Consider the following 22,829-nt stretch of genomic DNA (forward strand, 5'->3'; position numbering starts at 1 on the left):
CTAATTTAACGAACCGCCAAGACGCCAAGGACGCCAAGAAAATCAAAAAGAAGATCGGTAATCTTGCACCGGGAAGGGAGTAAAAAGCAGCAAGCACAATCCTCCTCGGTTAAGCCCAAAAATCGTTATCCGAGCAGTATTGAGAGCCGGCATATTTTGGGGTTACGGGAAATATAGAAATACTTTATGCAAGGGATAGAGAGCTTTGATGACCTCTTTATACTCTGAAAATAGTTGATTTGTACTAATTAATAATTATGTAGATACAATGAAGTGCGTACAAATAGAGAGAGAAAATTCAGATAATAAAATAAGCAAGCTGCTTGCTGTATTTGAGCGAAAATCATCAAAAAGCTATGCCAGATGCTTCAGAACTTCTCAAGAGCACAAGTCATTTTCTTGATGCTTCTCTCTACGAAGTATACAAAGAGATTGAGACATCAGAAAAATCTGGTGGTGCAACAGTCGAATCAAATCACCAAGCAATTCAGGATGGGTTAGTTCAATGGCGTAGCTTGCTTCCGTGTGATGAAAGAGGAAGTCAACTGATAATTAAGTAGTTCAAATCAATGTTTTACGTAACTCAAGCTTCGGAAATCCAAGCAGTTATAACCCGACTAGCTTCGCGTCAAATTCTCTGGTTAGATACAGAAGTTGCTGACTATGATACACGCTTTCCAAAACTATCTCTGATTCAGGTTTCGGTAGAACCATTAGATTTAGCTGGCGATAATGTTTATATATTAGATGTCTTTCAAAAGCCTGATGTTGTAAAATACTTTATCAATCAAATTATGGCAAATGCCAAGATTGAAAAGGTATTTCACAACTCCAGCTATGACCTGCAGTATCTAGGTAAGATTCAGGCGCAGAATATTACCTGTACGTTAAAAATAGCAAGAAAGATATCACGCGATCGCCTAGGAACATCAAATTTAAAACTTAAAACCTTAGCCAAAGAACTTTGCAATTTTACTGATGTAGATGAAGAGGAAGGAACAAGTGACTGGGGAAGACGACCTCTGAGCCAAAAACAGCTAAACTATGCCAAGATGGACACTGTTTATCTAGCTCAAGTACATCTGCATCTAAATAGTTGGACACAATCAAACGGACAGTCAACTTTAAAATCTAAAACGCCACATGGATTGGATCACAGCCACAATCTTTATTCTGAACCAGTGCAAGACTGGACAATTGAAGCAATGAAGTTTTTATCTTGTGTGGCGCGTTGTAAAGAAAGATTTGGAATGCTTCACATTATAGATGTGTTGCGGGGAGGAAAAACCCAAAAAATTACCCAACATGAACACGACAAACTTTCTACCTATGGTATAGGTAAAGATAAAACTCTCGATGAGTGGCGAATGCTGGGGCGTTCTCTATTGGAGCAAGGGTTGTTAGAACAAACTGGCGATCGTTACCCAGTTTTGAAACTTAACACCCTCAGTTGGGAAGTTATGCACAAAAAGCGAACTGTGTCAATAACTATTTATGTGGTTCAAGAGATGACCTGGGAAGATGATAATGAAAAAGCAGCAGAAGTGGAAATGCTTATGGAGAGGTTGCGATCGCTCCGCCAAGAACTTGCTGAGGAACAATCTCTTCCACCTCACTTTATCTTTCAGAATTCTACCCTAGAATTAATGGCGCAGGTGCAACCCCAAACTAAAGAGGAATTTAGTAAACTATCTGGCGTAGGTCATCACAAACTTGTGCAATATGGTGACAAGTTCCTAGGTGAAATTTGCGCCTACCGCACTGAACAAGGTTTACTAGAGCAAGCCGACTTAGATAGACAAATACAAAAAGTTGAATTTCCCAAGAACAGCGAAGATTTTGACAGAGTTGATAAATTAATTGAGCAATTGAGGCAATCTTTAGAGAGTCTGAGTTCTGACAAAATACCTGAGGATGTACAAAAATTTCTCAAAGCTGCTGCAAAGAGTGGGGCAACTATTGACCTCTTAACTCTGGAGGTGAAAGAATGGCTCATTCAGCATAGACTCGCTGAATCTTTACGAATTCGCTTGACTTAATAATATAGGAATCCGGTTTGATTTATCAACTTACTCGTAAAGACAAGTCCTGTTAAGCGTTCCCTGTTAAGCGTTCCCTGTTCCCTATTCCCTGTATAAGTATATTTGCTGGGGCAACTTCAGCGCAAAAGACGCTATAACTTGATTTCTAACAAAAATCAGGTTATTACTAGTGACCTTTGATGCATCAAGTCATGTTTGTAAGCTTGGTTTGTCGGATGTTCTCCATCAACTCAGTATTAAGAATAAGGAACCGCAGTGTTCCGAACAAAGTGCTGTGTCTAAACAATTCCAAGTTTTCTGTTCAACCTCAAACTGGGTGAGAAACAGATGAACTTTCATCTGTACCTAGAAATTCAGTTTTTGAGGACTCTGTTGGAAACGGGTGTTATGGAAACTCCGGAACTTTGTTTTATGTCTGTATGGTCAATGAAAAAGGTCATTATTGCTAAATTATGAATGTTGGAAACTGGGTCTATCTGGGAGTAGGACTAGCAATAGGGATTGGTGTTCGTGGGTTTTTGGCACGACCAGAGGTGAGTTCTAGCTCATCAACAGTGTTATCGCAAAATAAACAACAGGCTACGCCAATACTTCTGCAACAGATGAAGCAAACGCAGCTAGCGTACCATATGGCACGGGAAATAAGCCAGTTTAAGGCGGGGTTTTTGGCGCGAACGACTCATGTATTGCGATCGCCCCTAAATGGTCTGATTGGTTTGCATCAGTTAATCTTATCCAACTTATGTGAAAATCCAGAGGAAGAACGAGAATTTATCGCTCAAGCCCACGAGAGAGCGCTAAAGTTGCTTAAGCTGATTGATGAAATTCTTAGCGTTGCTAGAGTCGAACATGGTACGAACAAATTACACATTCAGCCTTTAGACTTATCCGAATTGTTGCAAGAAGTTCATGATTTGACTTATATGCTGGCGGAAAATCGCAATTTTCCCTTTCAAGTTCTACCGCCAGATCCAGAAACATATATACTGGCAGATCCCAACTGGCTGCGACAAGTATTAGTCACTTTGGTGGAGAGTTGCATTGCTCAAATGGAGGAAGGAAGCATCTGTATTTCTGCTCATGTTGCACACACAAGTGGTTACGTTGATATTTGGTTGGATGTACCAACCCATGCAACTCCCCTAAGTGAGCCAATAGATTTCATGACGTCGAAAAACAAGTCACCTGAAGTTGGCGAGAAAAACGATATTCTTTTACCAGGAATGAAGCTTCTACTCAATCAAACTCTTTTGGAAGTTATGGCGGGAAAATTACAAATCGTTCCCTTTCCCGCCCCTCAGGAACAAGCCTCGGATATGACGAGGCTACAAGTCTCTATCCCCCTAGTGATTCCTGAAGTTGAACTTCTACAGGAAGAGAATTAAATTTAGGTTGGTTATATAGCACCATTGTGGTGGTAGAATTCTGTTGGAAACCAATCCTTTCGTAGAATCGCTGCTTGTGAGTTGTCATCAAATAGACACGCTCAACACGATTCATGCGCGGGTGGCTCAAAACAGTTTCCACCAACTTACTTCCTAGTCCAACACCACGGTACTCTGGATGAATGGCAACATCCGAAATGGTAGCGCGATAAACACAATCAGAAGTTGCTCTGGCAAAGCCAATTAATCGTTCTCCATCCCAAACGGTAATCACAGGGTCGCTGTTTGCAATAGCTATGCCTAAATCTTCAATGCTGCGATTTTTTGCCCAAAAAGCAGAAATATTTAGCAGCTGTTGGAGCTGATAAAGGTCGATTTTAGACTTGCGATCGCTAAATCGAATCTGATTGTGACTAGAGTTCATGGACGTTACCGAATTGTTGGAGTATATTCGCTACCTTTTTATCCGATTTTGTAAGATAGTGCTAGACCTGTATCAATTGTAAGCTTAAAAAAAGTTAATATTCCAATTCAACTACAAACCCATTTCCAGAAAGGATGACTTTGACCTTGCTGACGTATCCGAAATACCTGTTGTTCTAGGCGTTGCTTTTCCTGCTGTGGTAGTCCGAATAGAATATTCCGGCTCTGCCAAATCAGCACAGCAACGGTCATACCGAGACAAAAAAATAAACCAAGACTAGCCAAGGGATGATAGTATAGCCCGTATCGCACAGCTACCCAGGTAAAATATTGTCGCCACAGTGCAATTTCGCCTCGTAAATTCCATACACAAAGAGGCGTAATAGTCAACCATAAAAAGCCAACAAATAACCACCTGCTATACACCTCTAGCTGGTGTAGCTTTTGTACTTGTTTTGCAAAAGACACATCACTTTCGTCTGTGTACCAGCTAGTTTTTGGTGGTTCTTCCGGTTGATCCATAGATTAAGGAGTGACTAATAACTAATAATGATGAATCATCTGCTGTGTCGATTGATTCACGTTGGTGATCTCCCTCGCCACAAAGCGAGCAAGGGACCAGCGACAAAAATACTAGAATAAGCGCCCACAGCAAAACCAATAATCAAAGCGAGGGCAAAGTTTCTCAGAGTTTCGCCACCAAATATGAATAAGGCAAACAAAGTCAGCAGCACGGTGAAAGTGGTGTTAAGCGATCGCGTCAGTGTCTGATTGATGGCATCATCTACAACTTGGTTAATAGGGTCATTGGGATGTTGGTTGAGAATTTCCCGAATCCGGTCATAAATGACTACCGTATCTGTCACCGAAAAACCAGTAATCGTCAATATCGCAACGACAAACAGGCTGTCAACCTCAACACCTTGTACTAATCCCAAAATCGAGAAAATCCCCGTGGTAATTAAGACATCATGCAACAAGGCAATAATCGCAATCACGGCATAATCGGTTTTGAAGCGCACGCTCAAGTAGATAACAATGCCGATAAACGAGACAATTAAAGCTTTTAAACCACTGGTAAACAATTCCTGACCCAGAGTAGGACCAACAGTCTCAATCTGAGTTGCTTTGGGGTCAAATGCTCCCAATTTTTCGCTCAAAGCTGTTTGTAACTTTGTGCGTGCCTCAACATTTAACGTCTCAGTGCGGACTGATACTGCCTGTTGGTTTTGACCGACAACTTGGATGCTGCTGTTGCCTAATCCTTGAGCATCCATGACTTCCCGCACAGACGAAAGTTCAATTGGCTTAGCACAGTTTTGCGCAATTGTGCAATCCCGTTCAAACACTAAGCGCGTACCACCGACAAAGTCCAGACTAGGACGAAGAGGTGCGCCTAACGTCTGCCAAGAAATCACCATCGCAATGATACCGCTGAGAATAATAGCACCGGAAAGTGCCCACCATAGAAAACGCTGTTTGATGACACTAATTTTCATTGTACCGCCTCCGGCTCAGACTTAGTATACATTGCCAGATTAGGACAAAACAGTTCAGGCTTCCGCAAGTTAGGAAATCCGATTGCCACCAACAGCAACGTACGACTACAAATGATCGATGTAAACAAGTTCACGAGCAATCCTAATGCCAATGTCAGAGCAAAGCCTTTGACTAAACCTGCCCCAAGCCAAAAAAGCGCTGCACAGGAAATTAAAGTTGTCACGTGAGAGTCTAAAATACTAGACCAGGCTCTGTAAAATCCTGCCTCTACCGAACGATACAGGCTTTTGCCAGCTCGTAGTTCTTCACGAGTACGCTCAAAAATCAGCACGTTCGCATCAACTGCCATCCCGATACTAAGGATGAATCCAGCAATCCCAGGCAGAGTTAAAGTCACAGCCAGTAAAACGAAGGTAGCATATGTCAGCAATGCGTAGATGACTAAAGCAATGTCAGCAATTATACCGGGTAGTCGATAATACGCTACCATAAAGATTAATACTAACACCAGACCGCCTATGCCAGCATAGATGCTACGTTGAATACTGTCTTTACCTAAGGTAGCTCCTACTGTACGATTCTCTACGATTTCCACGGGTACAGGTAGTGCACCACCGCGTAGCTGCACGCCTAAGTCATTGGCTTCTTGTGAAGTAAATCGACCTGTAATCACAGCAGCTCCTCCACTGATACCAGATGTGGCAAATTCTGGACCGACGGTAGGAAAGCTGATAAGTTCGTTATCTAGAAAAATACCTATACTGCGTCCGGTACCAGCAAGTTGTTTCGTCAGATCGGCAAATAGTTGACCACCCTGATCATCGAAGCGAATGGCTACATTCCAGTTGTTGCTTTGGGTTGGTTCACCATAAGCGTCCTTGAGGTACTTACCAATCAGTGGTGGGTTTGTGCTTTCAAATAATTCAGCGATCGCCTCGTTACTCTTTTTAAGATCTTGCTGATTTTTCTCAATTGCAGCTTTGTCGTTAGTCTTTCGTAGTTCTGCTTGCTTTGCTTTCAATTGTGTTTTTGATGCGAAAAATGTATTCAGTTGAATTTCTGTATTTGGCTTTTGCTTTTTAAACTCTAACTGCGCTGTACCTCCTAGTACTCGTTCTGCTTGCTGTGGGTCGTTGACCCCCGGCAATTGTACTAATATTTTGTCTTGACCTGCAGTTTGGATAACTGGTTCCGAAACACCTAAACCGTTGATGCGACCTTCGACGACTCTTTTAACAGCCTCTAATTCTCGGTCGGTGATTTGTTTAATTTCTGGTGTCGTTTTTACTTGAATTGTTAGCTGTGAGCCTCCCTGCAAGTCTAATCCCAGAGATGCAGGAATTGTAGCAATCACCGCAATTGCGGCGATTACTAAAACTAAAATCAAAACTAATAGCGATCGCTGTCTTTGCATACCCTTACTTGCTGCGACAAAGGCTATGATAGCGCTCTTTGGAAGAGTTGTGACCTCTCAGTTCAGAGTTTTGAGTCACAACTTTTACAAAGAATTGGGGATTGTTGATTGTTAGTCTTTCGCTGCTGATATTTTACATCATCAAGCACTCACTTCTAACCAGTCCCCAATTCTACCTCCTAAACGCGCAAAGCCACCATCTTTTCCACAGCTTCAACGATTTGTTCTGGTTGAACGATAGTTAATCTTTCTAAAGTTCCATTGTAAGGTGTGGGAATATCTTGGGAAGAAAGTCGCAATACAGGTGCATCCAATTCATCAAATAAGCGTTCATTAATAGAGGCAGTTAATTCCGCTCCAATGCCTCCTGTTCTCATGCACTCTTCCACAATAATCACTCTATGTGTTTTTCTTACAGATGCACCAATAGTATCAAAATCTAGCGGTTTGAGTGATATCAGGTCAATGACTTCTGGATCATAACCTTCTTTTTCCAAAGTTTTGACAGCTTGCGTCACATGATGTCGCATGCGTGAGTAGGTCAGGATTGTGACATCTTTTCCAGAACGTACAACTTCTGCTTTATCCAAAGGGAGGAGATATTCTTTTTCTGGTAAATCTTCTTTCAAGTTGTAAAGCAGAACGTGTTCAAAGAACAACACTGGATTATCATCACGAATAGCTGATTTCAGCAATCCTTTAGCATTGTAAGCTGTAGAGCAGGCAACAATCTTCAACCCTGGTACAGCTTGGAAGTATGCTTCTAGACGCTGGGAATGTTCTGCACCTAGCTGCTTGCCTACGCCTCCAGGACCACGAATCACCATTGGAATTTTAAAGTTACCACCGGAGGTATAGCGCAGCATTCCAGCATTGTTAGATATTTGGTTGAAGGCAAGAAGCAAGAAACCCATGTTCATACCTTCAACAATTGGTCGCAACCCAGTCATTGCTGCCCCAACAGCTAAACCCATAAAGCTGTTTTCGGCGATTGGGGTGTCTAGAAGCCGGAGTTCGCCATATTTTTTGTATAAGTCTTTAGTCACTTTGTAGGAACCGCCATAATGTCCTACGTCTTCACCAAGAACAAATACAGTTGCGTCATGCGCCATTTCTTCATCAATTGCTTCCCGCAAAGCATTGAAGAACAGTGTTTCTGCCATTAGACTTTTATCTTGCGACTATTGTTCTAGAATCTTAACGCGCATCTGCTCCCTAAGATGGTGAGCGATGCAGCAAACCAGCTGCACTCTGCCACGAGTTGCTTGTATTGCGTTTCAAATTATAAGCTATGTGGCCGCAAGTCCTTGAACAGTTAGCAGTTACCAGTTACCAGTTACCAGTGTTTGTTCCCCATAACCTTGAGCACTGTTAAGAGTTCCCTGATTAATATCCAACCTCTTTTAATTGGAAACTCGGTGAATCATTGACTTGATTTACCTGGCTCACCTGATTCACCGGAGGAGACGGATTCACCGAACTTTCGGGAAATCTTCTGGGTCTTCCTGGTTTACGCTTATGTCGTTGATTGATAGATTTTTCGCTGGCTGCAGCCAGTTCTTCTGGTGTGCATTTAAACAGCCGCAATGCATCTAAATATTTTTTGGGTGTCATGGTTGGTTCTGTACGCCCTGCTTCCCAGTTACGAACACTAGTTTCACTTATTGCAAGCCTGAAGGCAACCTCTGCGCGGCTGAGTCCCGCACGCTCTCTCAGGACTTGCATATCCATACTAAATGCTCCCTTTGCAAAACTATAGTACTTATTTATTAAATCAATTGACGTAAAAAAGCCAACTGAGCATCATTTGTTAACTATATTATTTTATAATCTATTAGTTAGGTATCTGGCAAACGGGCGATCGCCCTCACCCCCCCTAAACTTCCCGTATAACAACGTTTGCTCTACTAACACTGTAAGTCTATCTGTCATCAAAAAAATCTTGGCATTCAAATTTATCTTCCAATTAAAGGATAATCTCACACCCAGCCACAAAGACACCTAGATTGGCTCTACGCCCTTGCAGTTTGGTGTGAGATTATCAAGCAAAGTTATCAAAACTTCACGTTCTAGCACTTGAGGCAAAAGTCACTACCTATCGCAACCACCGCGCTGCATCTTTGGCATGGTAGGTTAAAATCAAGTCTGCTCCAGCGCGCTTAAAGCCAATGAGAGTTTCCATCACCACACGCTGTTCATCAATCCAGCCGTTTAAAGCTGCAGCTTTCACCATAGAATACTCACCAGAGACGTTATAAGCAGCAACAGGCAGGTTGCTCGCTTCCTTAACGCGCCAGATAACATCCATGTATGCCAAAGCTGGCTTCACCATGAGCATATCCGCACCTTCGGCAATATCCAGAGCAATTTCTTTTAAAGCTTCGCGAGAGTTACCGGGATCCATTTGGTATGTGCGGCGATCGCCAAACTGTGGGGCAGAATCTGCTGCATCTCGAAATGGGCCATAGTAAGCCGAAGCATATTTAGCAGCATAGGATAAAATCGGGGTATCATGAAATCCCGCTTCATCCAAAGCGCTACGAATTGCCTGTACAAATCCATCCATCATCCCGGAAGGAGCAATGATATCTGCCCCAGCCTTCGCTTGAGAAACCGCTGTTTTCCCAAGTAAATCCAGTGTTGGATCATTCAAAACTCGTCCGGTTAAATCACCCACTTGTAAATAACCGCAGTGTCCGTGACTTGTGTACTCACACAAACAAGTATCAGCAATCACAATCAAATCTGGTACTGCTTCTTTAACAGCAGTAGCTGCTTTTTGAACAATACCGCAATCATGCCATGCGCCAGTGGCATCAACATCTTTATCTGTAGGAATACCAAACAAAATAATCGCAGGAATTCCTAAGTCATAAACTTCCTTTGCCTCTTCCACTATTTTGTCTATCGAAAGTTGATAGACTCCAGGCATTGATCTGACCTCATTCGCTATTCCCTCACCTGGTACAGCAAACAGAGGGTAAATTAAATCATTGGTGGTTAAAACAGTTTCGCGTACCATGCGGCGTAGTTGTGGATGGGTACGCAGACGACGAGGGCGATGGGTAGGAAACATAAATTTTTGTGAACTTACTAATACAAAATGGACACAAAACAAAGCGTTACAAATAATCTACACAAACGCTCTGTAGTCAGATCTACAAAAAGCGCCTAAATGTCACGACATTTGCACCAAGTCGGGGCAAACCTCCGGTGGCTCCTCTTCCCTAAAGCTTGTAACGCTGTGGGTAATTTTGTATTTTACAGCTATATCGTCAAACAAAAATCTTAAAAATTCCCTGTATTTCTCCCTCTGGACGTAATTAAAAATTAATGGTGATGTGCGCGTAATTAGTCCAAAATGAAAGACTCACTCGTCTACAGTTCTTTTGATCAATGATTAACGGCTAATGGGTGATGACAAATAACTAAAAAACCCGGAAAATGAAGGGATAGCGGAAGGGTTTATCTGGATCGGTAAGAACATGAAAAATCGCCCAAATTGTCAGTCCCCAATGCGCTATAAACCATAAACCTGCTAGTGGTAACAGTACACCAAAGGTGATCCAGGTCAATCCTGTCACAATTGCTCCATAAACCCATACATTAAAATGGAAGTTGATGGATTCTTTCGCATTTTCTCTCACCACAGGATCTTCAGACACAAAGAGTATGGCGATGGGTAGACCTACAGACACAAAAGTAGCGCTCAAGAAAATTGCACCATGACTCACTGCTGATAAAATCTTTCGCTTATCTGGATCGTACACTGTTTTTTCTCCTTCAGTTTGACTTGGTTATTATATAACGACCACTACATAGGTGTTGTTGCCTTAAGATTAAAAGACTTACTAAAGTTGGAAAAAATTAAGTTAAGTTAAGTTACAAGTAATCAAATAACATTATGTCTACTGAACTTGAGTCAGAACTACACAAAGCAGTTGATAGCCGTCGCAACTTTGCAATTATTTCTCACCCAGACGCCGGAAAAACAACACTGACAGAAAAGCTACTACTGTACGGAGGAGCCATTCATGAAGCTGGCGCAGTCAAGGCAAGACGGGCACAGCGTAAAGCAACCTCTGACTGGATGGCAATGGAACAGCAAAGAGGTATTTCGATTACCTCTACAGTATTGCAGTTTGAGTATCAAGACTGTCAGATAAATTTGTTGGATACGCCGGGACACCAAGATTTTAGTGAAGATACTTATCGTACCTTGGCAGCGGCAGATAATGCTGTGATGCTGATTGACGTGGCGAAAGGTTTAGAACCCCAGACACGGAAGTTGTTTGAAGTGTGTAAGCTGCGCGGTATACCCATCTTCACGTTTGTCAATAAGCTGGATCGTCCAGGAAGGGAACCTTTGGAATTGTTGGACGAAATTGAGCAGGAATTGGGCCTGGTAACCTATGCTGTGAATTGGCCGATTGGCATGGGCGATCGCTTCAAAGGTGTCTATGATCGCAAAGAACAACAAATACACCTGTTTGAAAGAAGCGCCCACGGAAGTCGCGAAGCTGTGGATACAGTCGTTGACTTAGGCGATGCCAGAATAGAAGAACTTTTAGAACAAGATCTCTACTACCAACTGAAAAACGATATAGAACTTTTAGAAGGAGTTGGACCAGAATTAGATTTGGAATTGGTTCATCAAGGCAAAATGACACCCGTTTTCTTTGGTAGTGCCATGACCAACTTCGGGGTTGAGTTATTTTTGAAATATTTTCTTGATTATGCCCTCAAACCTGGTCCTCATAGTACCACAGTTGGTGAGGTGACTCCTATATACCCAGAATTTTCTGGCTTTGTCTTCAAACTTCAGGCAAACATGGACCCGAAACATCGCGATCGCGTCGCTTTTATCCGTGTTTGTACAGGCAAGTTTGAAAAAGATATGACAGTCAGTCACGCCCGTACTGGCAAAACGATTCGCTTGTCCCGTCCACAGAAATTATTTGCTCAAGAACGGGAATCCATAGATGTTGCTTACGCTGGTGATGTGATTGGTTTGAACAATCCTGGTGTGTTTGCGATAGGTGATACCATTTATACCGGACAAAAACTGGAATATGAGGGAATTCCTTATTTCTCGCCAGAGTTATTTGCAGTTCTGCGTAACCCCAACCCTTCTAAATTCAAGCAGTTTCAAAAAGGTGTTTCCGAATTGCGGGAAGAAGGGGCTGTGCAAATTATGTACTCCGTGGATGAAGCGAAACGCGACCCAATTTTGGCTGCAGTTGGTCAGTTGCAATTTGAAGTCGTACAGTTCCGGTTGCAAAATGAGTATGGAGTGGAAACTCTGCTAGAATTGTTGCCTTACAGTGTCGCCCGTTGGGTTGAGGGCGGCTGGGAAGCCTTGAATAAAATTGGACGTGTCTTTAATACAACAACAGTAAAAGACAGCATGGGGCGTCCAGTGTTATTATTCCGCAATGAATGGAATTGTAACCAACTGCAGGAAGACCATCCAGAATTAAAATTGAGTAGTATTGCTCCTGTGGTTTCTGGACAAGCGACAAATTCAAATAGTTAGTGGTTAGTGGGTAGTGGTTAGTGGTTAACAAACGACTAACCCGACTCCCGTGTGAACCGTTGCTCAACACGGGAGTCGGGTTAATACGGTTCGGTTAAGACTGAAGTTTAGACCCTACATTTCGCACTTAAGCGAACAAATTGATGGTATTTTTTATTGATGCATTACGCAACACCATTTTTTTATGAGGCTCTAAAGTAGTTATATTTTAAATGATCTGCTAAACGCAGTGCTAACGCAACAATCATTAACGTAGAATTAGCAGTACCTGAAGTAGGAAATGTAGAGCTTCCCGCAACAAACAGACCATTTACTTCATGAACCTGAGAATTTACATTCACAACACCTTTCTTCGGGTTAGCTGACATCCGCGTTGTCCCCGTGTGATGAGCTTTATCCTCAAAGTTTTGCGTCCAATTTTCTTCCTTGTTTAACCAACTAGAAAGATGCGGTGCAGGAAAGCCAATTCTTTGAAATTCTTGCGTAATCAATTGACTCATTCTTTGAGCAGTTTGTCGTTCTAACGAATTTACTTTCCAATTGATCTTGGCTAGTGGCATATTCAATCTATCTTTTTGGTTGGTAGAAAGAGTAATACGACTTTCTGGATCAGGTAACTGCTCTAGCATACAGTGAAGCTCAAGACGTTCAACTTTGAGGAGTGGAGGACGGCGCTTGACATAACGGCGGTGAAAGCCTGAGCTTATCTCCCTAAAATTAGACAATATGGTGAATATATCTTGAGTTGATTGCTTAATACACTCCCGTTTTCGTAAAGTAGTTTTAAGTCGCCTCATTGCTGACCAAGAATCGTTTGGTAGTGGATTGTATTCTTCTAGATAAGCATCACATCTCAATAGGTTTTCTTGCTCCTGAATTTTTGGACTTAGTGATAATCCATGTAGATAAACATGAGTCCGTTGTTTATTCTTTATCAAATAGTGTCCAAATCTATTTCGTACACTGTAGGCGGCGTGATGATCAAAAGAACCAATGACACACAAACTATGATCCATTAAAAATCTACCAACCACATCATTTTGATTCCCTATTCCATTAGGAATGGTTCGGTTGGAGGCTAAAAGTAGTCGTGCATTTTCAATACCGCCACAGGATAGCACTAAAGCTTTTGCTTTAACAAACGCACGCTTACCCTCTAAGGTTCTCACTTCAACTGATTCAAAGCAAGTCCCCAATTCATTTGTATTAATATGGGTTACATTGGCATGCAAAAGAACTTCAATATTTGGACTATTATCAATGAAGAAATCGCGTCCAAACCTTATTGGTTCTCCTCGTTCCTTAGGACTCTTACTGAATTGCCAGAATGTCGTGTCTAAAAATTTTGAGTCCAGATTCGGTGTAGCAGGCAAAACTTTAAACAACTTCCAAAGTTGATTATCATAACAATTTGGTCCAAGTCCCAAATTTTTTCCTGCTCGTTCTAATAATGGTTCTAATTCCTCGTATTTAAGATCCCATCCCGAGTAGGGGATCCAAGATCGTTTTTGAAAATCAGTGGGATTAAAAGGGGCGCATCTACCTGTCCATGTATGTGAAGTTCCACCATAAAGGCGATTACGAGTATTGTCTTTTCGTGAAACTCCTACATTTTCGATTTTACATAAAGCTTCCGTATCACTCTCTTTCTCAAAGCCACCGCTTTCTAGAATCCACACTTTGATCTTCGTCCCAGCAAACTCTTTTGCAATAGATAGACCAGCCGGTCCGCTACCTACAATACATAAATCTGTTTCAATTAACAGATTATCCTCACACTCATTAAGATCAGAAAATCTCATATTAATTTCTTGCTTATCCCTGATTTACGAAATTGAAAAAGTCAATGATTTGCAATGTCTATCAGCCAAGTTCTAAGAGAATGTTTGAAAAGTCATTAGGGAAAAAAGTCATGCCAATCACCTCACCACAATACGCATCATGGCAATGTAGACAAATATTTCTACTGTTTGGAGGTAATAGCTTGTAGTCTTCGTTCAAACCCCGATACTGGTTGAGCAAGCTTTTGGTACCCTCCACTACCCACTGTTTAGGTAATAAGACAAAACGCTTGAACCCTTGCAGTCGCAGCAGTTCCTATACAATCCAGTGACAAGATTCATCACCCATTGCATAAACGGATTGCCATCATAAACCGCCATCTACCCAGATGGTTACAACCGAGACACAGGTTTTGCCATTTGTTTGACCTTCTGAAGTGCCTGTTTAGCTCCCTCTAGCTTCGTTCAAACTGCTCTTGGGTAAGATTGATCGAGTATGATTGAGTTATGGCTCTCTGGGTGCTGTACTACGTATTTGTAGCTGACACCTCAAGAGCTTTTTTTACTATGCTGCCAACTTTGCAAACATCCTCTAAGAGCGCGAAATATTATCGAACGCACTCCATTAAGAAGTTTAATTGAAATTCATGATCAATGGGAGCGTTGATACAGAAAAGATATCAGCCGCTGGGATCACAAAATATTTATTCAACTTTATTGTCAACTCCTTAATTAAATATTTTTAGCACAAAATCCCAAAAATAATACACTCAAAAGACTTTCTTTATGATTGCTTTATCCTGTGACAATTAAATTGAAAGGTTGTGCTAAGAAGTTTAATTTAAATTCATGATCAACGAGAGTGTTGATACAGAAAAGATACCAACAGCTAGCATCACAAAATATTTACTCAGCTTTGTTATCACTCCTTAACTAAATATTGTTAGGAGAAAATACCAAAAAGAATACAGTCAAAAGACTTCTTTTGTGACTATTTTATTCTGTGAGAATTAAATTGAAAGCTTGTGCAACCACTGTTAATTTTTAGAATTATCATGAATTCTTGGACAAATCAATACTTTGTATAAGATATCTACTTATCCTACTTATCCTACTTATCCTACTTATCCTACTTATTTTATTTATCCCACATATCTTACTTATCCCCTTTTCTCAGTCAGATAAAAGCTTAATAAAATATAATATTCATTGATTTCAGTTTGTGCTAATTAGATGAGGCGTCCTGATATCTTGGGGAAACTTTTTCACAGATTTTATATTAGTGTTTGATAATACCCATAACACAAGTCACTATAGGGGTATTGCCATAGTTGCCCTTTTAAGTTAGCTCCACTCAGTTCAAACACATTGCAAATAATTGTTGCAGAATTTGGTTTTTTTGTTTATTAACTTGCCAATAAATGCTATAGCAGACATAGGTAAATTCCGCATCAGAAACAAGTCATTAATTTGAGGACTGAGCCAATGAAAACGCTGTTGCTCTACCCTTGTTTTCCCCAGTCTTTTTGGTCTTATGACCGATTTTTAAAAATAGCTGGACTTAAAGCTTTCATTCCTCCATTGGGAATTATTACAGTTGCCGCATTGCTACCAAAAGATTGGGAAATTAGATTTTTTGACCGTAATGTCAACCCAGAAACAGATGATGATTGGCAGTGGTGTGACATGGTTATTCTGTCTGCAATGTTGGTTCAAAAACCTGACTTCCACGCCCTGATTCAAAAAGCTGTGCGATTGGGCAAGAAGGTGGTGTGTGGTGGTCCTTATCCAACGTCGATTCCTCAAGATGCTCTTGCTTCTGGAGCGCATTACCTAGTATTGGATGAGGGAGAGCTAACTATCCCGCAATTTTTGGAAGCACTTGCCCAAGGTAAAGACCAAGGAATCTTTCGCGCTAGTGATAAACCTGACGTTACAAAAAGCCCCATTCCTCGCTTCGACCTGCTGAAGCTAGATGCCTACTTCATGATGGCGATTCAGTTTTCTCGGGGCTGTCCCTTCAACTGCGAATTCTGTGACATTATCACTCTTTATGGTCGCAAACCGCGTACTAAGGAACCGAGTCAAACCTTAGCAGAGTTGCAAACCCTCTATGACTTAGGCTGGAGAGGATCACTTTTCATTGTCGATGACAACTTTATTGGAAATCAGCGCAATGTCAAACGGTTTCTGCTTTCATTGATTCCTTGGATGAAAGAACGCAATTATCCCTTCACTTTCATCACTGAAGCTTCTGTCAATCTGGCAGAGGATCCAGAACTGCTGCATCTAATGGTGGAAGCTGGCTTCAACGCTGTCTTTCTCGGCATTGAAACCCCAGACCAAGATAGCCTCAAAGTCACTCACAAGTTTCAAAATACCCGCAATCCACTCTTAGAAGCCTGTCGCCAGATTAACTCAGCAGGATTACTGATTTATGCTGGATTTATTCTCGGCTTTGATGGAGAACGTTCTGGCGCTGGCGACCGGATTCAAGCTTTTGTCGAACAAAGCAGCATTCCTCAACCTATGCTTGGGATACTGCAAGCGTTGCCCAATACTGCTCTTTGGAATCGCCTCAAAGCAGAACAACGTTTATTAGAAGGCATCGGAGTTGTAGAGGTGGGAGACCAAAATACTTTGATGAACTTTAAACCTACCCGACCACTCACCGAGATTGCTAGAGAATATGTAGAAGGTTTCTGGACGTTGTACGAACCAGCTAACTATCTCAGACGCTGCTTTCAACAATGCCTCAACATTGGGCTGCCTCCAGAAAAAAGGCAGACCATGCGCTTCCCTGCGGGCAAGGGACTGCGACTAGTAGCACAATTAATTTGGCATCAAGGTTGGCAACGCTCTGAAATTCGCCTGCAATTTTGGCAACAACTGTGGACAATCCTACGTACTAAACCTCAAGTTCTCAATATGTATTTGGGCTTGTGTGCTGCTGGGGAACATTTCTGGGAGTACCGTGTTTTAGCGAGAGAACGCATTGCCCAGCAGCTAGGCTACGATCCACTAACAGTGCCTGGATCCTTGACACTGGAATCTATAAAAAGCTATGATTGTACTAAAACAAAAAATAACGCTGTGTCATAGGTAAAGAGGTAGCAGGTTCACAAGTTAACAACTTCCCATCTACCCTGACATGGAAAGTTTCTGGATCGACCTCAATTTGTGGGGTAGCGTCGTTGAGTTTCAAATCAGCTTTTCTCAACTCACGTGTTTTGGAAACTGCTACCGTCCGAGTTTTTAAACCAAGTTTTTCGGGTACACCCTGTTTCAAAGCTTCATTGGAAACGAAAGTTATAGAAGTTTCTGCCATTGCACCGCCAAAGCTACCAAACATCGGACGCATATGAACTGGTTCGGGAGTGGAGATACTAGCGTTAGGATCGCCCATTTGTGACCAAGCGATCATTCCTCCTTTGATCACAGTCTCTGGTTTGACGCCAAAAAATGCTGGTTTCCACAAACACAAATCTGCTAGCTTCCCTTCTTCAACCGAACCTATATGATCTGCAACCCCATGAGCAATAGCAGGGTTAATCGTGTATTTAGCAATGTAGCGTTTTGCCCTAAAATTATCATGGGTTTCATGAGGATGACCAGGATTCGGTAATAATCCTTTCTGTACTTTCATCTTATGGGCAGTTTGCCAAGTGCGAGTAATCACTTCCCCTACCCTTCCCATTGCTTGAGAATCGGAAGACATAATACTGATAATCCCCATATCATGCAAAATGTCCTCAGCCGCAATCGTTTCCTTGCGAATTCTCGATTCAGCAAATTTGACATCTTCACGAATGTTTTTATCAAGGTGATGACACACCATCAACATATCGAGATGTTCGTCAAAAGTATTGATGGTGTAGGGACGAGTGGGATTAGTAGAAGCGGGTAAAACATTTGCTAGACTACAGACCTTGAGAATATCAGGCGCGTGACCACCACCTGCACCTTCTGTATGGAAGGTGTGAATAACACGGTTTTTAAAAGCAGCAATGGTATTTTCCACAAATCCTGCTTCATTCAGGGAGTCGGTGTGGATTGCGACTTGTACATCGTACTCATCTGCAACCGAAAGACAAGTATCAATTGCATTCGCGGTGGTTCCCCAGTCTTCGTGCAGCTTTAAACCCATAACTCCCGCAGCAACTTGCTCTATCAATCCTTCAGGTTTGCTAGTATTACCTTTGCCCAAGAAACCAACATTGACAGGGAAGCCATCAGCCGCTTGTAGCATGCGGTAAATATTCCAAGGACCAGGGGTACAAGTCGTCGCGAGAGTCCCCGTAGCAGAACCAGTACCACCGCCAATTAAAGTTGTCGTACCAGAGGCGATCGCAGTTTCGATTTGCTGAGGACAGATAAAATGAATGTGAGTATCAATCGCCCCAGCAGTCAGAATTTTGCCTTCTCCTGCGATCGCTTCCGTCCCAGGACCAATAATAATATCTATATTGTCTTGTGTGTAAGGATTACCTGCTTTACCAATTTTGAAAATCTTCCCGTCTTTAATACCAATATCTGCTTTAATGATGCCTGACCAGTCGAGAATTAAGGCGTTGGTGATCACCACATCTACCGCACCATCGGCATTTGAAATCGGGGATTGTCCCATTCCATCTCGAATCACCTTACCACCGCCAAATTTAACCTCTTCCCCGTAAACCGTCCCACCATAGGTAGTATAGTCTTGTTCCACTTCAATGAACAAATCCGTATCAGCAAGACGGATGCGATCGCCAATCGTAGGACCAAAAGTATTCGTATATTCCCGTCGGTTCATAAAATAACTCATGTTTCTTTTGCTAAGTAGATCAACATCGAAAAACATAAAATAGAGTTTTTGCGTTCGCGAACGCTCATGCTGAGCGCTTTGCGCTTACGCAATGACATTTTACGTTTAATTAGGTTGAACTACTTACATCAAGTTAAAAATCGTGAGTTGAAAATTTGAAACGTTCAGGACTTAGGCACTAGGTTTTATCGACTTTTATCGTCATTTTTCGTGAAACTTGACATCAGTTATACTGGTTCTAGGATATATCAGCCATTCGTCAATTGTCCGACACACCCGATGCAAATCACCCTCAACCTCGACGAATCCCTTCTCAACGAAGCCTTTCAACTTACTAACCTTACTAGCCAAGAAGAATTGGTGAACCTGGCTTTGCAAGAACTTGTGCGGTTGCGCCGCAAGAAAAACCTCCTCGACCTTGCGGGGCAGATTCAATTTACTGAGGACTTCAATCACAAAGCCCTGCGTGAAGCTCGTCATGCTGCTGATTGATACGTCTGTTTGGATCAGCGTGTTCCGAGATAGCAGTGGTCAGATAGGTAAGCAACTTGAAACCTTGATCGCTGAGCGTGAGGTTTTACTCACGCGCTTTACTCAGCTTGAACTGTTGCAAGGTAGCTTGAATGAAAAAGAGTGGATTCTCCTGTCCATCTACCTCGAAACACAAGATTATGTTGAACTTACGAGTCATTCCTGGCAAGCGGCTGCTCGTATCTACTATGATTTACGGCGTCAAGGACTCACAGTTCGCAGTCCAATTGATTGCTGTATAGCGCAATCTGCTTTGGAGAATGACTTACTGTTGATTCACAATGATCGCGACTTTGAAACCATTGCTCAAGTGCGACGATCCCTCCAACACTTCCGCTTTCAACCTTGAGTCTCACGAAAAATGACAAGAAAGCAGAGGAAATAGGGGGAACAAAGAGCTTCGCGTCCCCCAACACACCAAACCTGCAACCGCTTTCATTAAAAACAACTAACTAGCAAATAATCTCTGAGCCAGTTTTTGATGTCGCATTTGAGCAATATCTATAGCCGGAGTACAAGACCACATTTCCTCCAGACTCATTGATGCAGCAGTTTCGTAGGCTATCTCAATCTCTGGTGCTAGCTGAAGTAAAACCCGTTGTGCTTGCAGATGTCCCACAACACTTAAACGGATAGCAGCCCCCAACAACCCAGTCACGAAGCTATGCAAAAAACCCAGCACTGTATCCTGTTCACTCAAAAGAGCTGCCCTACCAACTACAGCAAAGATAACTGGATGCAAACAATGAATTTTACCAATAGCCGCATCTTGATTTAATATCTCTAATTGAGAGTCTTGCCAAGTCGAACTAGCAACCATGAGTAAGGCGCGTCCGCTTTTGCGCTGGGTTTCGCGTGTTTTTTCTACGAGGGTTTGAGCAAATAGTCGAGCATCTGCGGCTCGTACTGCTTTTAAATCAGCGATCGCACTTCCCCGGTAAGCGTGGATAAGTGCTACTGTATCTGTAACTCCTACCTTGTTACGCAATAGTAGCCGCAGAAAAGTTTGCAAATCTTCTGACCCACGAAGTTGATTTTCTTGGACTAAGGATTCTAGCCCGTGAGATAAAGTGAAAGAGCCAGAGGGAAAGAAAGAATCAGACAACTGCATTAAAGCGAGTTGTTGGGCGATCGCAGATGCAGGTAAACTCATGAGCCGTGATCGTGATGAGTGTGTGGAGAAAAGTCGAGATGTTGTTGTGGCGAACGCAGTTCAAAGTCAATCTGCAAGCCAGGAATCTGAAAATCCCGGATGGTTGATTCCATGACTTCTATATCTGCTGCTAATTGAATGTAGAGCTTACCATCTTGCACGATAATAGGCCAATGGTGATTACCCAAGACATGACCTAGATGAACCAATTCAATAGTATGCTCAGTCACTGGCTCACTAAAACTAAGTACCATCACCTTTTGCTCTTGCAGATGAATCAGTAATAGCTTACCATCTTCCGTTTCTAAAACATCTCCTTCCCGCAGTGCCCAATCTCGACTTTTCACAATTCCTACAGCCGCACCAGTGGTAGTGTGAGCGTGAATTCGACCTTTGCGGCTATCAGTTTGACTGATATGAACTTCCAAGCAAAGTGCTGAGGAACGAGCTTTTTCTATCCGTTCAGATAAGCTGATATTTTCTTTTGAATTGCCCAGGTAAATTTCTGCCAGTTCAGTCATAAATCATTGGGTAAAAGAGGTTCATCAATACAGCGACGCACGCAGTTTAAAGCGTATTTTAAATAATTTTTGAGTTCATGAGTTCCACTAGCCATAGCTCTAATCAGCAGACCCTTGTTTCGGGGTAAGATTGAGCTTGCTACAGTCAGACCGGAGCAGTTAGCTGCTTCTAAGTCTTCTACACTTTTACTCAATAATTCGAGATTAGTTTCAGGTAAAACTATAATTAAATTACCAATAACAGGTGAATCAGCAAATAGGTTACTGTTAGTAAAGATATTTCCTTTTCCTTCCAAGCGCATAGCATCAGTAAACCATAGCTCTCCACAAGTAGAACTCACTTGCAAGCGACTGAAATAGTGGTTAAACTGATAAAATTCTCCCCTAGCCAGCCTTCCAGGTAGAATCATTTCACTCAAAAACAATCTTCCAGTCGGATGAATCTTGATACTTATAGTTTGCTCCAAAGTCGCATCAGCAAACAAAATTAATGGTTCTGGTACAAACTCTAACGTTGCTCCTTCCCCAATTTCAATTTCATAATTGGTTGTTGCTTTTGAGCCTCCTATAGGCATCGAATGAACCTTAGTAGCAGCCTGTTCCGTAAGATAAACGTTAGTATGAGGTGCTAGCTGCAAAGATACATTCAACTCATCTTGTGCGAGTAAACCTGGAGATGTGCTCATAACATAGAGATAAGCACGCTGAAAATCAGCATCATCGAGATAAAATACCCGAGATACCCTCAAAGGATAAGCTGTGTACTGATGGCTGAGAATAGTTTGACCAAAGCGATTGCCCGAAGGGCAGACGCCTAAAGGCGTAACGCACTTCAGTCTTAACTCCAAGTTATAGCGCTTCTCATCCCGATGAAATCGTTCATCTGCATTCATCTGCGTCCATCTACTTCGGCGTCCATCTGCGGTTCCTCAACTCTTTGATGTGTTGCGGAAGCACTACGAAACAGAACTGTCTCCAGAATAAAATCGACCACCTCGTCCAATCCTTCTCCCGTCTTGCAATTAGTATATGCAATAGGTTTACCTCGACGGTATATCGGCGCTTCTTTACGGATTAACTCCAAATCAGCACCAACATAAGGAGCAATATCAATTTTATTCACCACTGCTAAATCAGCTTGTACAAAGCCAGGACCATTTTTGCGAGGGATATCATCTCCCGCACCCACATCAATCACAAAAATATACGAATCCACCAAATCATAGCTAAAAGTGGAAGCAAGATTATCACCACCACTTTCAATCAAGATTAAATCTAATTCAGGAATCAGTAACTCAAAATCCTTCACTGCTAAAAGATTCATAGTTGGATCTTCCCGAATTGCTGTGTGCGGACAGCTACCTGTTTCTACTCCTATAATCCGTTCCGCAGGCAAAAACCCCCGACTTTTGAGTCGGTCTGCATCTTCCGTAGTTAGTAAGTCATTGGTGACAACTGCTACTTCAATGCCCTGATTCATCAATATTGGGACTATAGACTCTATTAGAGCTGTTTTTCCGCTACCTACTGGTCCCCCAATCCCCAGTCGAGCTGCTGACTTTAGCATCGCTAATCTATCCTGCTTGAACTCTTGGAGACTGCTAGTATAATTAGACTTTAGCTATCTTCATTATTCTACAGTAGTCGTTACATACAAACGCAGGTAGATCGCGCTAAATCCTTAACTCACATCTTGCACCTGGAAATATGGATGTCAAAACCAAAACTACGTGCAA

At 42.1% G+C, this 22,829-nt stretch carries 20 protein-coding genes and 2 pseudogenes; 8 read left to right on the forward strand and 14 right to left on the reverse strand.

Annotated elements, in window-relative coordinates:
• Positions 1 to 332: 332 nt before the first annotated feature.
• The 4 genes and pseudogenes from DP116_RS12385 to DP116_RS12395 all read left to right on the forward strand — a co-directional run bounded on the left by DP116_RS12385 (position 333) and on the right by DP116_RS12395 (position 3,427).
• The gene (locus DP116_RS12385; protein WP_211173233.1) at positions 333 to 560 is read left to right on the forward strand and encodes a hypothetical protein; all 228 of its coding nucleotides are present in this window, start codon (positions 333 to 335) and stop codon (positions 558 to 560) included.
• A 9-nt stretch (positions 561 to 569) separates the two neighbouring features.
• Positions 570 to 1,034: pseudogene (locus DP116_RS29260) on the forward strand (ribonuclease D); the annotation flags it as partial.
• Positions 1,035 to 1,169: 135 nt separating this feature from the next.
• Positions 1,170 to 1,784, forward strand: a pseudogene (locus DP116_RS29265) (RQC domain-containing protein); the annotation flags it as partial.
• A 710-nt stretch (positions 1,785 to 2,494) separates the two neighbouring features.
• The gene (locus DP116_RS12395; protein ID WP_169155477.1) at positions 2,495 to 3,427 is read left to right on the forward strand and encodes a sensor histidine kinase; all 933 of its coding nucleotides are present in this window, start codon (positions 2,495 to 2,497) and stop codon (positions 3,425 to 3,427) included.
• Here the strand turns inward: DP116_RS12395 and DP116_RS12400 are convergent.
• The 8 genes from DP116_RS12400 to DP116_RS12435 form a co-directional block, all read right to left on the reverse strand.
• Positions 3,378 to 3,851, reverse strand: a complete 474-nt coding sequence (locus DP116_RS12400; RefSeq protein WP_169155478.1) for a GNAT family N-acetyltransferase — start codon at positions 3,849 to 3,851, stop codon at positions 3,378 to 3,380. The two genes, DP116_RS12395 and DP116_RS12400, sit on opposite strands and share 50 nt — an antisense overlap.
• 107 nt (positions 3,852 to 3,958) lie before the next feature.
• Positions 3,959 to 4,372 (reverse strand): hypothetical protein, encoded by a 414-nt coding sequence (locus DP116_RS12405; RefSeq protein WP_169155479.1) that lies wholly within the window; start codon positions 4,370 to 4,372, stop codon positions 3,959 to 3,961.
• Between the two features lie 56 nt (positions 4,373 to 4,428).
• The gene (gene secF, locus DP116_RS12410; RefSeq protein WP_169155480.1) at positions 4,429 to 5,349 is read right to left on the reverse strand and encodes a protein translocase subunit SecF; all 921 of its coding nucleotides are present in this window, start codon (positions 5,347 to 5,349) and stop codon (positions 4,429 to 4,431) included.
• Entirely contained in the window at positions 5,346 to 6,764 is a 1,419-nt protein-coding gene (secD, locus tag DP116_RS12415) for a protein translocase subunit SecD (RefSeq protein ID WP_169155481.1), read from the reverse strand. Before secD ends, secF begins: the two co-directional genes overlap by 4 nt.
• 179 nt (positions 6,765 to 6,943) lie before the next feature.
• Positions 6,944 to 7,927, reverse strand: coding sequence for an alpha-ketoacid dehydrogenase subunit beta (locus DP116_RS12420; RefSeq protein ID WP_169155482.1), 984 nt, complete (start codon positions 7,925 to 7,927; stop codon positions 6,944 to 6,946).
• 223 nt (positions 7,928 to 8,150) lie between these two features.
• Positions 8,151 to 8,495 carry a helix-turn-helix domain-containing protein gene (locus DP116_RS12425; protein WP_169155483.1) on the reverse strand — a complete coding sequence of 115 codons (345 nt, stop codon included), beginning with the start codon at positions 8,493 to 8,495 and terminating at the stop codon, positions 8,151 to 8,153.
• 364 nt (positions 8,496 to 8,859) lie between these two features.
• On the reverse strand, positions 8,860 to 9,840 hold the full coding sequence (gene hemB, locus DP116_RS12430) for a porphobilinogen synthase (protein WP_169155484.1): 981 nt from the start codon (positions 9,838 to 9,840) through the stop codon (positions 8,860 to 8,862).
• A gap of 352 nt (positions 9,841 to 10,192) precedes the next feature.
• A complete protein-coding gene (locus tag DP116_RS12435; protein ID WP_169155485.1) occupies positions 10,193 to 10,534 on the reverse strand; it encodes a magnetosome magnetite crystal formation protein family in 342 nt (113 codons plus the stop codon).
• 134 nt (positions 10,535 to 10,668) lie between these two features.
• On the opposite strand from DP116_RS12435, the gene prfC reads away from it, so the two are divergent.
• Entirely contained in the window at positions 10,669 to 12,300 is a 1,632-nt protein-coding gene (gene prfC, locus DP116_RS12440; RefSeq protein ID WP_169155486.1) for a peptide chain release factor 3, read from the forward strand.
• 182 nt (positions 12,301 to 12,482) lie between these two features.
• Here the strand turns inward: prfC and DP116_RS12445 are convergent, their stop codons facing one another.
• On the reverse strand, positions 12,483 to 14,102 hold the full coding sequence (locus DP116_RS12445; RefSeq protein ID WP_169155487.1) for a GMC oxidoreductase: 1,620 nt from the start codon (positions 14,100 to 14,102) through the stop codon (positions 12,483 to 12,485).
• 1,464 nt (positions 14,103 to 15,566) lie between these two features.
• Between DP116_RS12445 and DP116_RS12450 the strand changes: the two genes are divergently transcribed.
• The gene (locus DP116_RS12450) at positions 15,567 to 17,183 is read left to right on the forward strand and encodes a B12-binding domain-containing radical SAM protein (protein ID WP_169155488.1); all 1,617 of its coding nucleotides are present in this window, start codon (positions 15,567 to 15,569) and stop codon (positions 17,181 to 17,183) included.
• On the opposite strand, the gene ureC is transcribed toward DP116_RS12450, so the two are convergent.
• Entirely contained in the window at positions 17,155 to 18,888 is a 1,734-nt protein-coding gene (ureC, locus tag DP116_RS12455; protein ID WP_211173234.1) for an urease subunit alpha, read from the reverse strand. The two genes, DP116_RS12450 and ureC, sit on opposite strands and share 29 nt — an antisense overlap.
• Positions 18,889 to 19,098: 210 nt before the next feature.
• On the opposite strand from ureC, the gene DP116_RS12460 reads away from it, so the two are divergent.
• Together DP116_RS12460 and vapC are read left to right on the forward strand one after the other, a co-directional pair.
• On the forward strand, positions 19,099 to 19,380 hold the full coding sequence (locus DP116_RS12460; RefSeq protein WP_339381447.1) for a type II toxin-antitoxin system VapB family antitoxin: 282 nt from the start codon (positions 19,099 to 19,101) through the stop codon (positions 19,378 to 19,380).
• On the forward strand, positions 19,367 to 19,768 hold the full coding sequence (vapC, locus tag DP116_RS12465) for a type II toxin-antitoxin system VapC family toxin (protein WP_169155490.1): 402 nt from the start codon (positions 19,367 to 19,369) through the stop codon (positions 19,766 to 19,768). The genes DP116_RS12460 and vapC overlap by 14 nt, the downstream gene beginning before the upstream one ends.
• A gap of 99 nt (positions 19,769 to 19,867) precedes the next feature.
• Here vapC and DP116_RS12470 read toward each other — a convergent pair whose 3' ends face one another.
• The 4 genes from DP116_RS12470 to ureG are packed head-to-tail and all read right to left on the reverse strand — an operon-like array spanning position 19,868 to position 22,660.
• Entirely contained in the window at positions 19,868 to 20,572 is a 705-nt protein-coding gene (locus DP116_RS12470) for an urease accessory protein UreF (RefSeq protein WP_169155491.1), read from the reverse strand.
• Positions 20,569 to 21,093 (reverse strand): urease accessory protein UreE, encoded by a 525-nt coding sequence (locus tag DP116_RS12475; RefSeq protein ID WP_169155492.1) that lies wholly within the window; start codon positions 21,091 to 21,093, stop codon positions 20,569 to 20,571. The genes DP116_RS12470 and DP116_RS12475 overlap by 4 nt, the downstream gene beginning before the upstream one ends.
• Positions 21,090 to 21,986: an urease accessory protein UreD gene (locus DP116_RS12480; protein WP_169155493.1), complete on the reverse strand. Its 897-nt coding sequence runs from the start codon at positions 21,984 to 21,986 to the stop codon at positions 21,090 to 21,092. Before DP116_RS12480 ends, DP116_RS12475 begins: the two co-directional genes overlap by 4 nt.
• On the reverse strand, positions 21,983 to 22,660 hold the full coding sequence (gene ureG, locus DP116_RS12485; RefSeq protein WP_169155494.1) for an urease accessory protein UreG: 678 nt from the start codon (positions 22,658 to 22,660) through the stop codon (positions 21,983 to 21,985). The genes DP116_RS12480 and ureG overlap by 4 nt, the downstream gene beginning before the upstream one ends.
• Between the last annotated feature and the right edge of the window lie 169 nt (positions 22,661 to 22,829).

The organism is Brasilonema bromeliae SPC951, from assembly GCF_012912135.1.
In the GTDB taxonomy this organism is placed as follows: domain Bacteria; phylum Cyanobacteriota; class Cyanobacteriia; order Cyanobacteriales; family Nostocaceae; genus Brasilonema; species Brasilonema bromeliae.

Excerpts from the sequence above, each read along its gene's own strand:
- secF (WP_169155480.1), bottom strand. The coding sequence starts at position 5,349 with ATGAAAATTAGTGTCATCAAACAGCGTTTTCTATGGTGGGCACTTTCC.
- DP116_RS12470 (WP_169155491.1), bottom strand. The coding sequence starts at position 20,572 with ATGAGTTTACCTGCATCTGCGATCGCCCAACAACTCGCTTTAATGCAG.
- DP116_RS12420 (WP_169155482.1), bottom strand. The coding sequence starts at position 7,927 with ATGGCAGAAACACTGTTCTTCAATGCTTTGCGGGAAGCAATTGATGAA.
- ureG (WP_169155494.1), bottom strand. The coding sequence starts at position 22,660 with ATGCTAAAGTCAGCAGCTCGACTGGGGATTGGGGGACCAGTAGGTAGC.
- DP116_RS12450 (WP_169155488.1), top strand. The coding sequence starts at position 15,567 with ATGAAAACGCTGTTGCTCTACCCTTGTTTTCCCCAGTCTTTTTGGTCT.
- DP116_RS12475 (WP_169155492.1), bottom strand. The coding sequence starts at position 21,093 with ATGACTGAACTGGCAGAAATTTACCTGGGCAATTCAAAAGAAAATATC.
- DP116_RS12395 (WP_169155477.1), top strand. The coding sequence starts at position 2,495 with ATGAATGTTGGAAACTGGGTCTATCTGGGAGTAGGACTAGCAATAGGG.
- DP116_RS12405 (WP_169155479.1), bottom strand. The coding sequence starts at position 4,372 with ATGGATCAACCGGAAGAACCACCAAAAACTAGCTGGTACACAGACGAA.
- ureC (WP_211173234.1), bottom strand. The coding sequence starts at position 18,888 with ATGAGTTATTTTATGAACCGACGGGAATATACGAATACTTTTGGTCCT.
- DP116_RS12445 (WP_169155487.1), bottom strand. The coding sequence starts at position 14,102 with ATGAGATTTTCTGATCTTAATGAGTGTGAGGATAATCTGTTAATTGAA.
- vapC (WP_169155490.1), top strand. The coding sequence starts at position 19,367 with ATGCTGCTGATTGATACGTCTGTTTGGATCAGCGTGTTCCGAGATAGC.
- secD (WP_169155481.1), bottom strand. The coding sequence starts at position 6,764 with ATGCAAAGACAGCGATCGCTATTAGTTTTGATTTTAGTTTTAGTAATC.
- DP116_RS12425 (WP_169155483.1), bottom strand. The coding sequence starts at position 8,495 with ATGGATATGCAAGTCCTGAGAGAGCGTGCGGGACTCAGCCGCGCAGAG.
- DP116_RS12400 (WP_169155478.1), bottom strand. The coding sequence starts at position 3,851 with ATGAACTCTAGTCACAATCAGATTCGATTTAGCGATCGCAAGTCTAAA.
- prfC (WP_169155486.1), top strand. The coding sequence starts at position 10,669 with ATGTCTACTGAACTTGAGTCAGAACTACACAAAGCAGTTGATAGCCGT.
- hemB (WP_169155484.1), bottom strand. The coding sequence starts at position 9,840 with ATGTTTCCTACCCATCGCCCTCGTCGTCTGCGTACCCATCCACAACTA.
- DP116_RS12480 (WP_169155493.1), bottom strand. The coding sequence starts at position 21,986 with ATGAATGCAGATGAACGATTTCATCGGGATGAGAAGCGCTATAACTTG.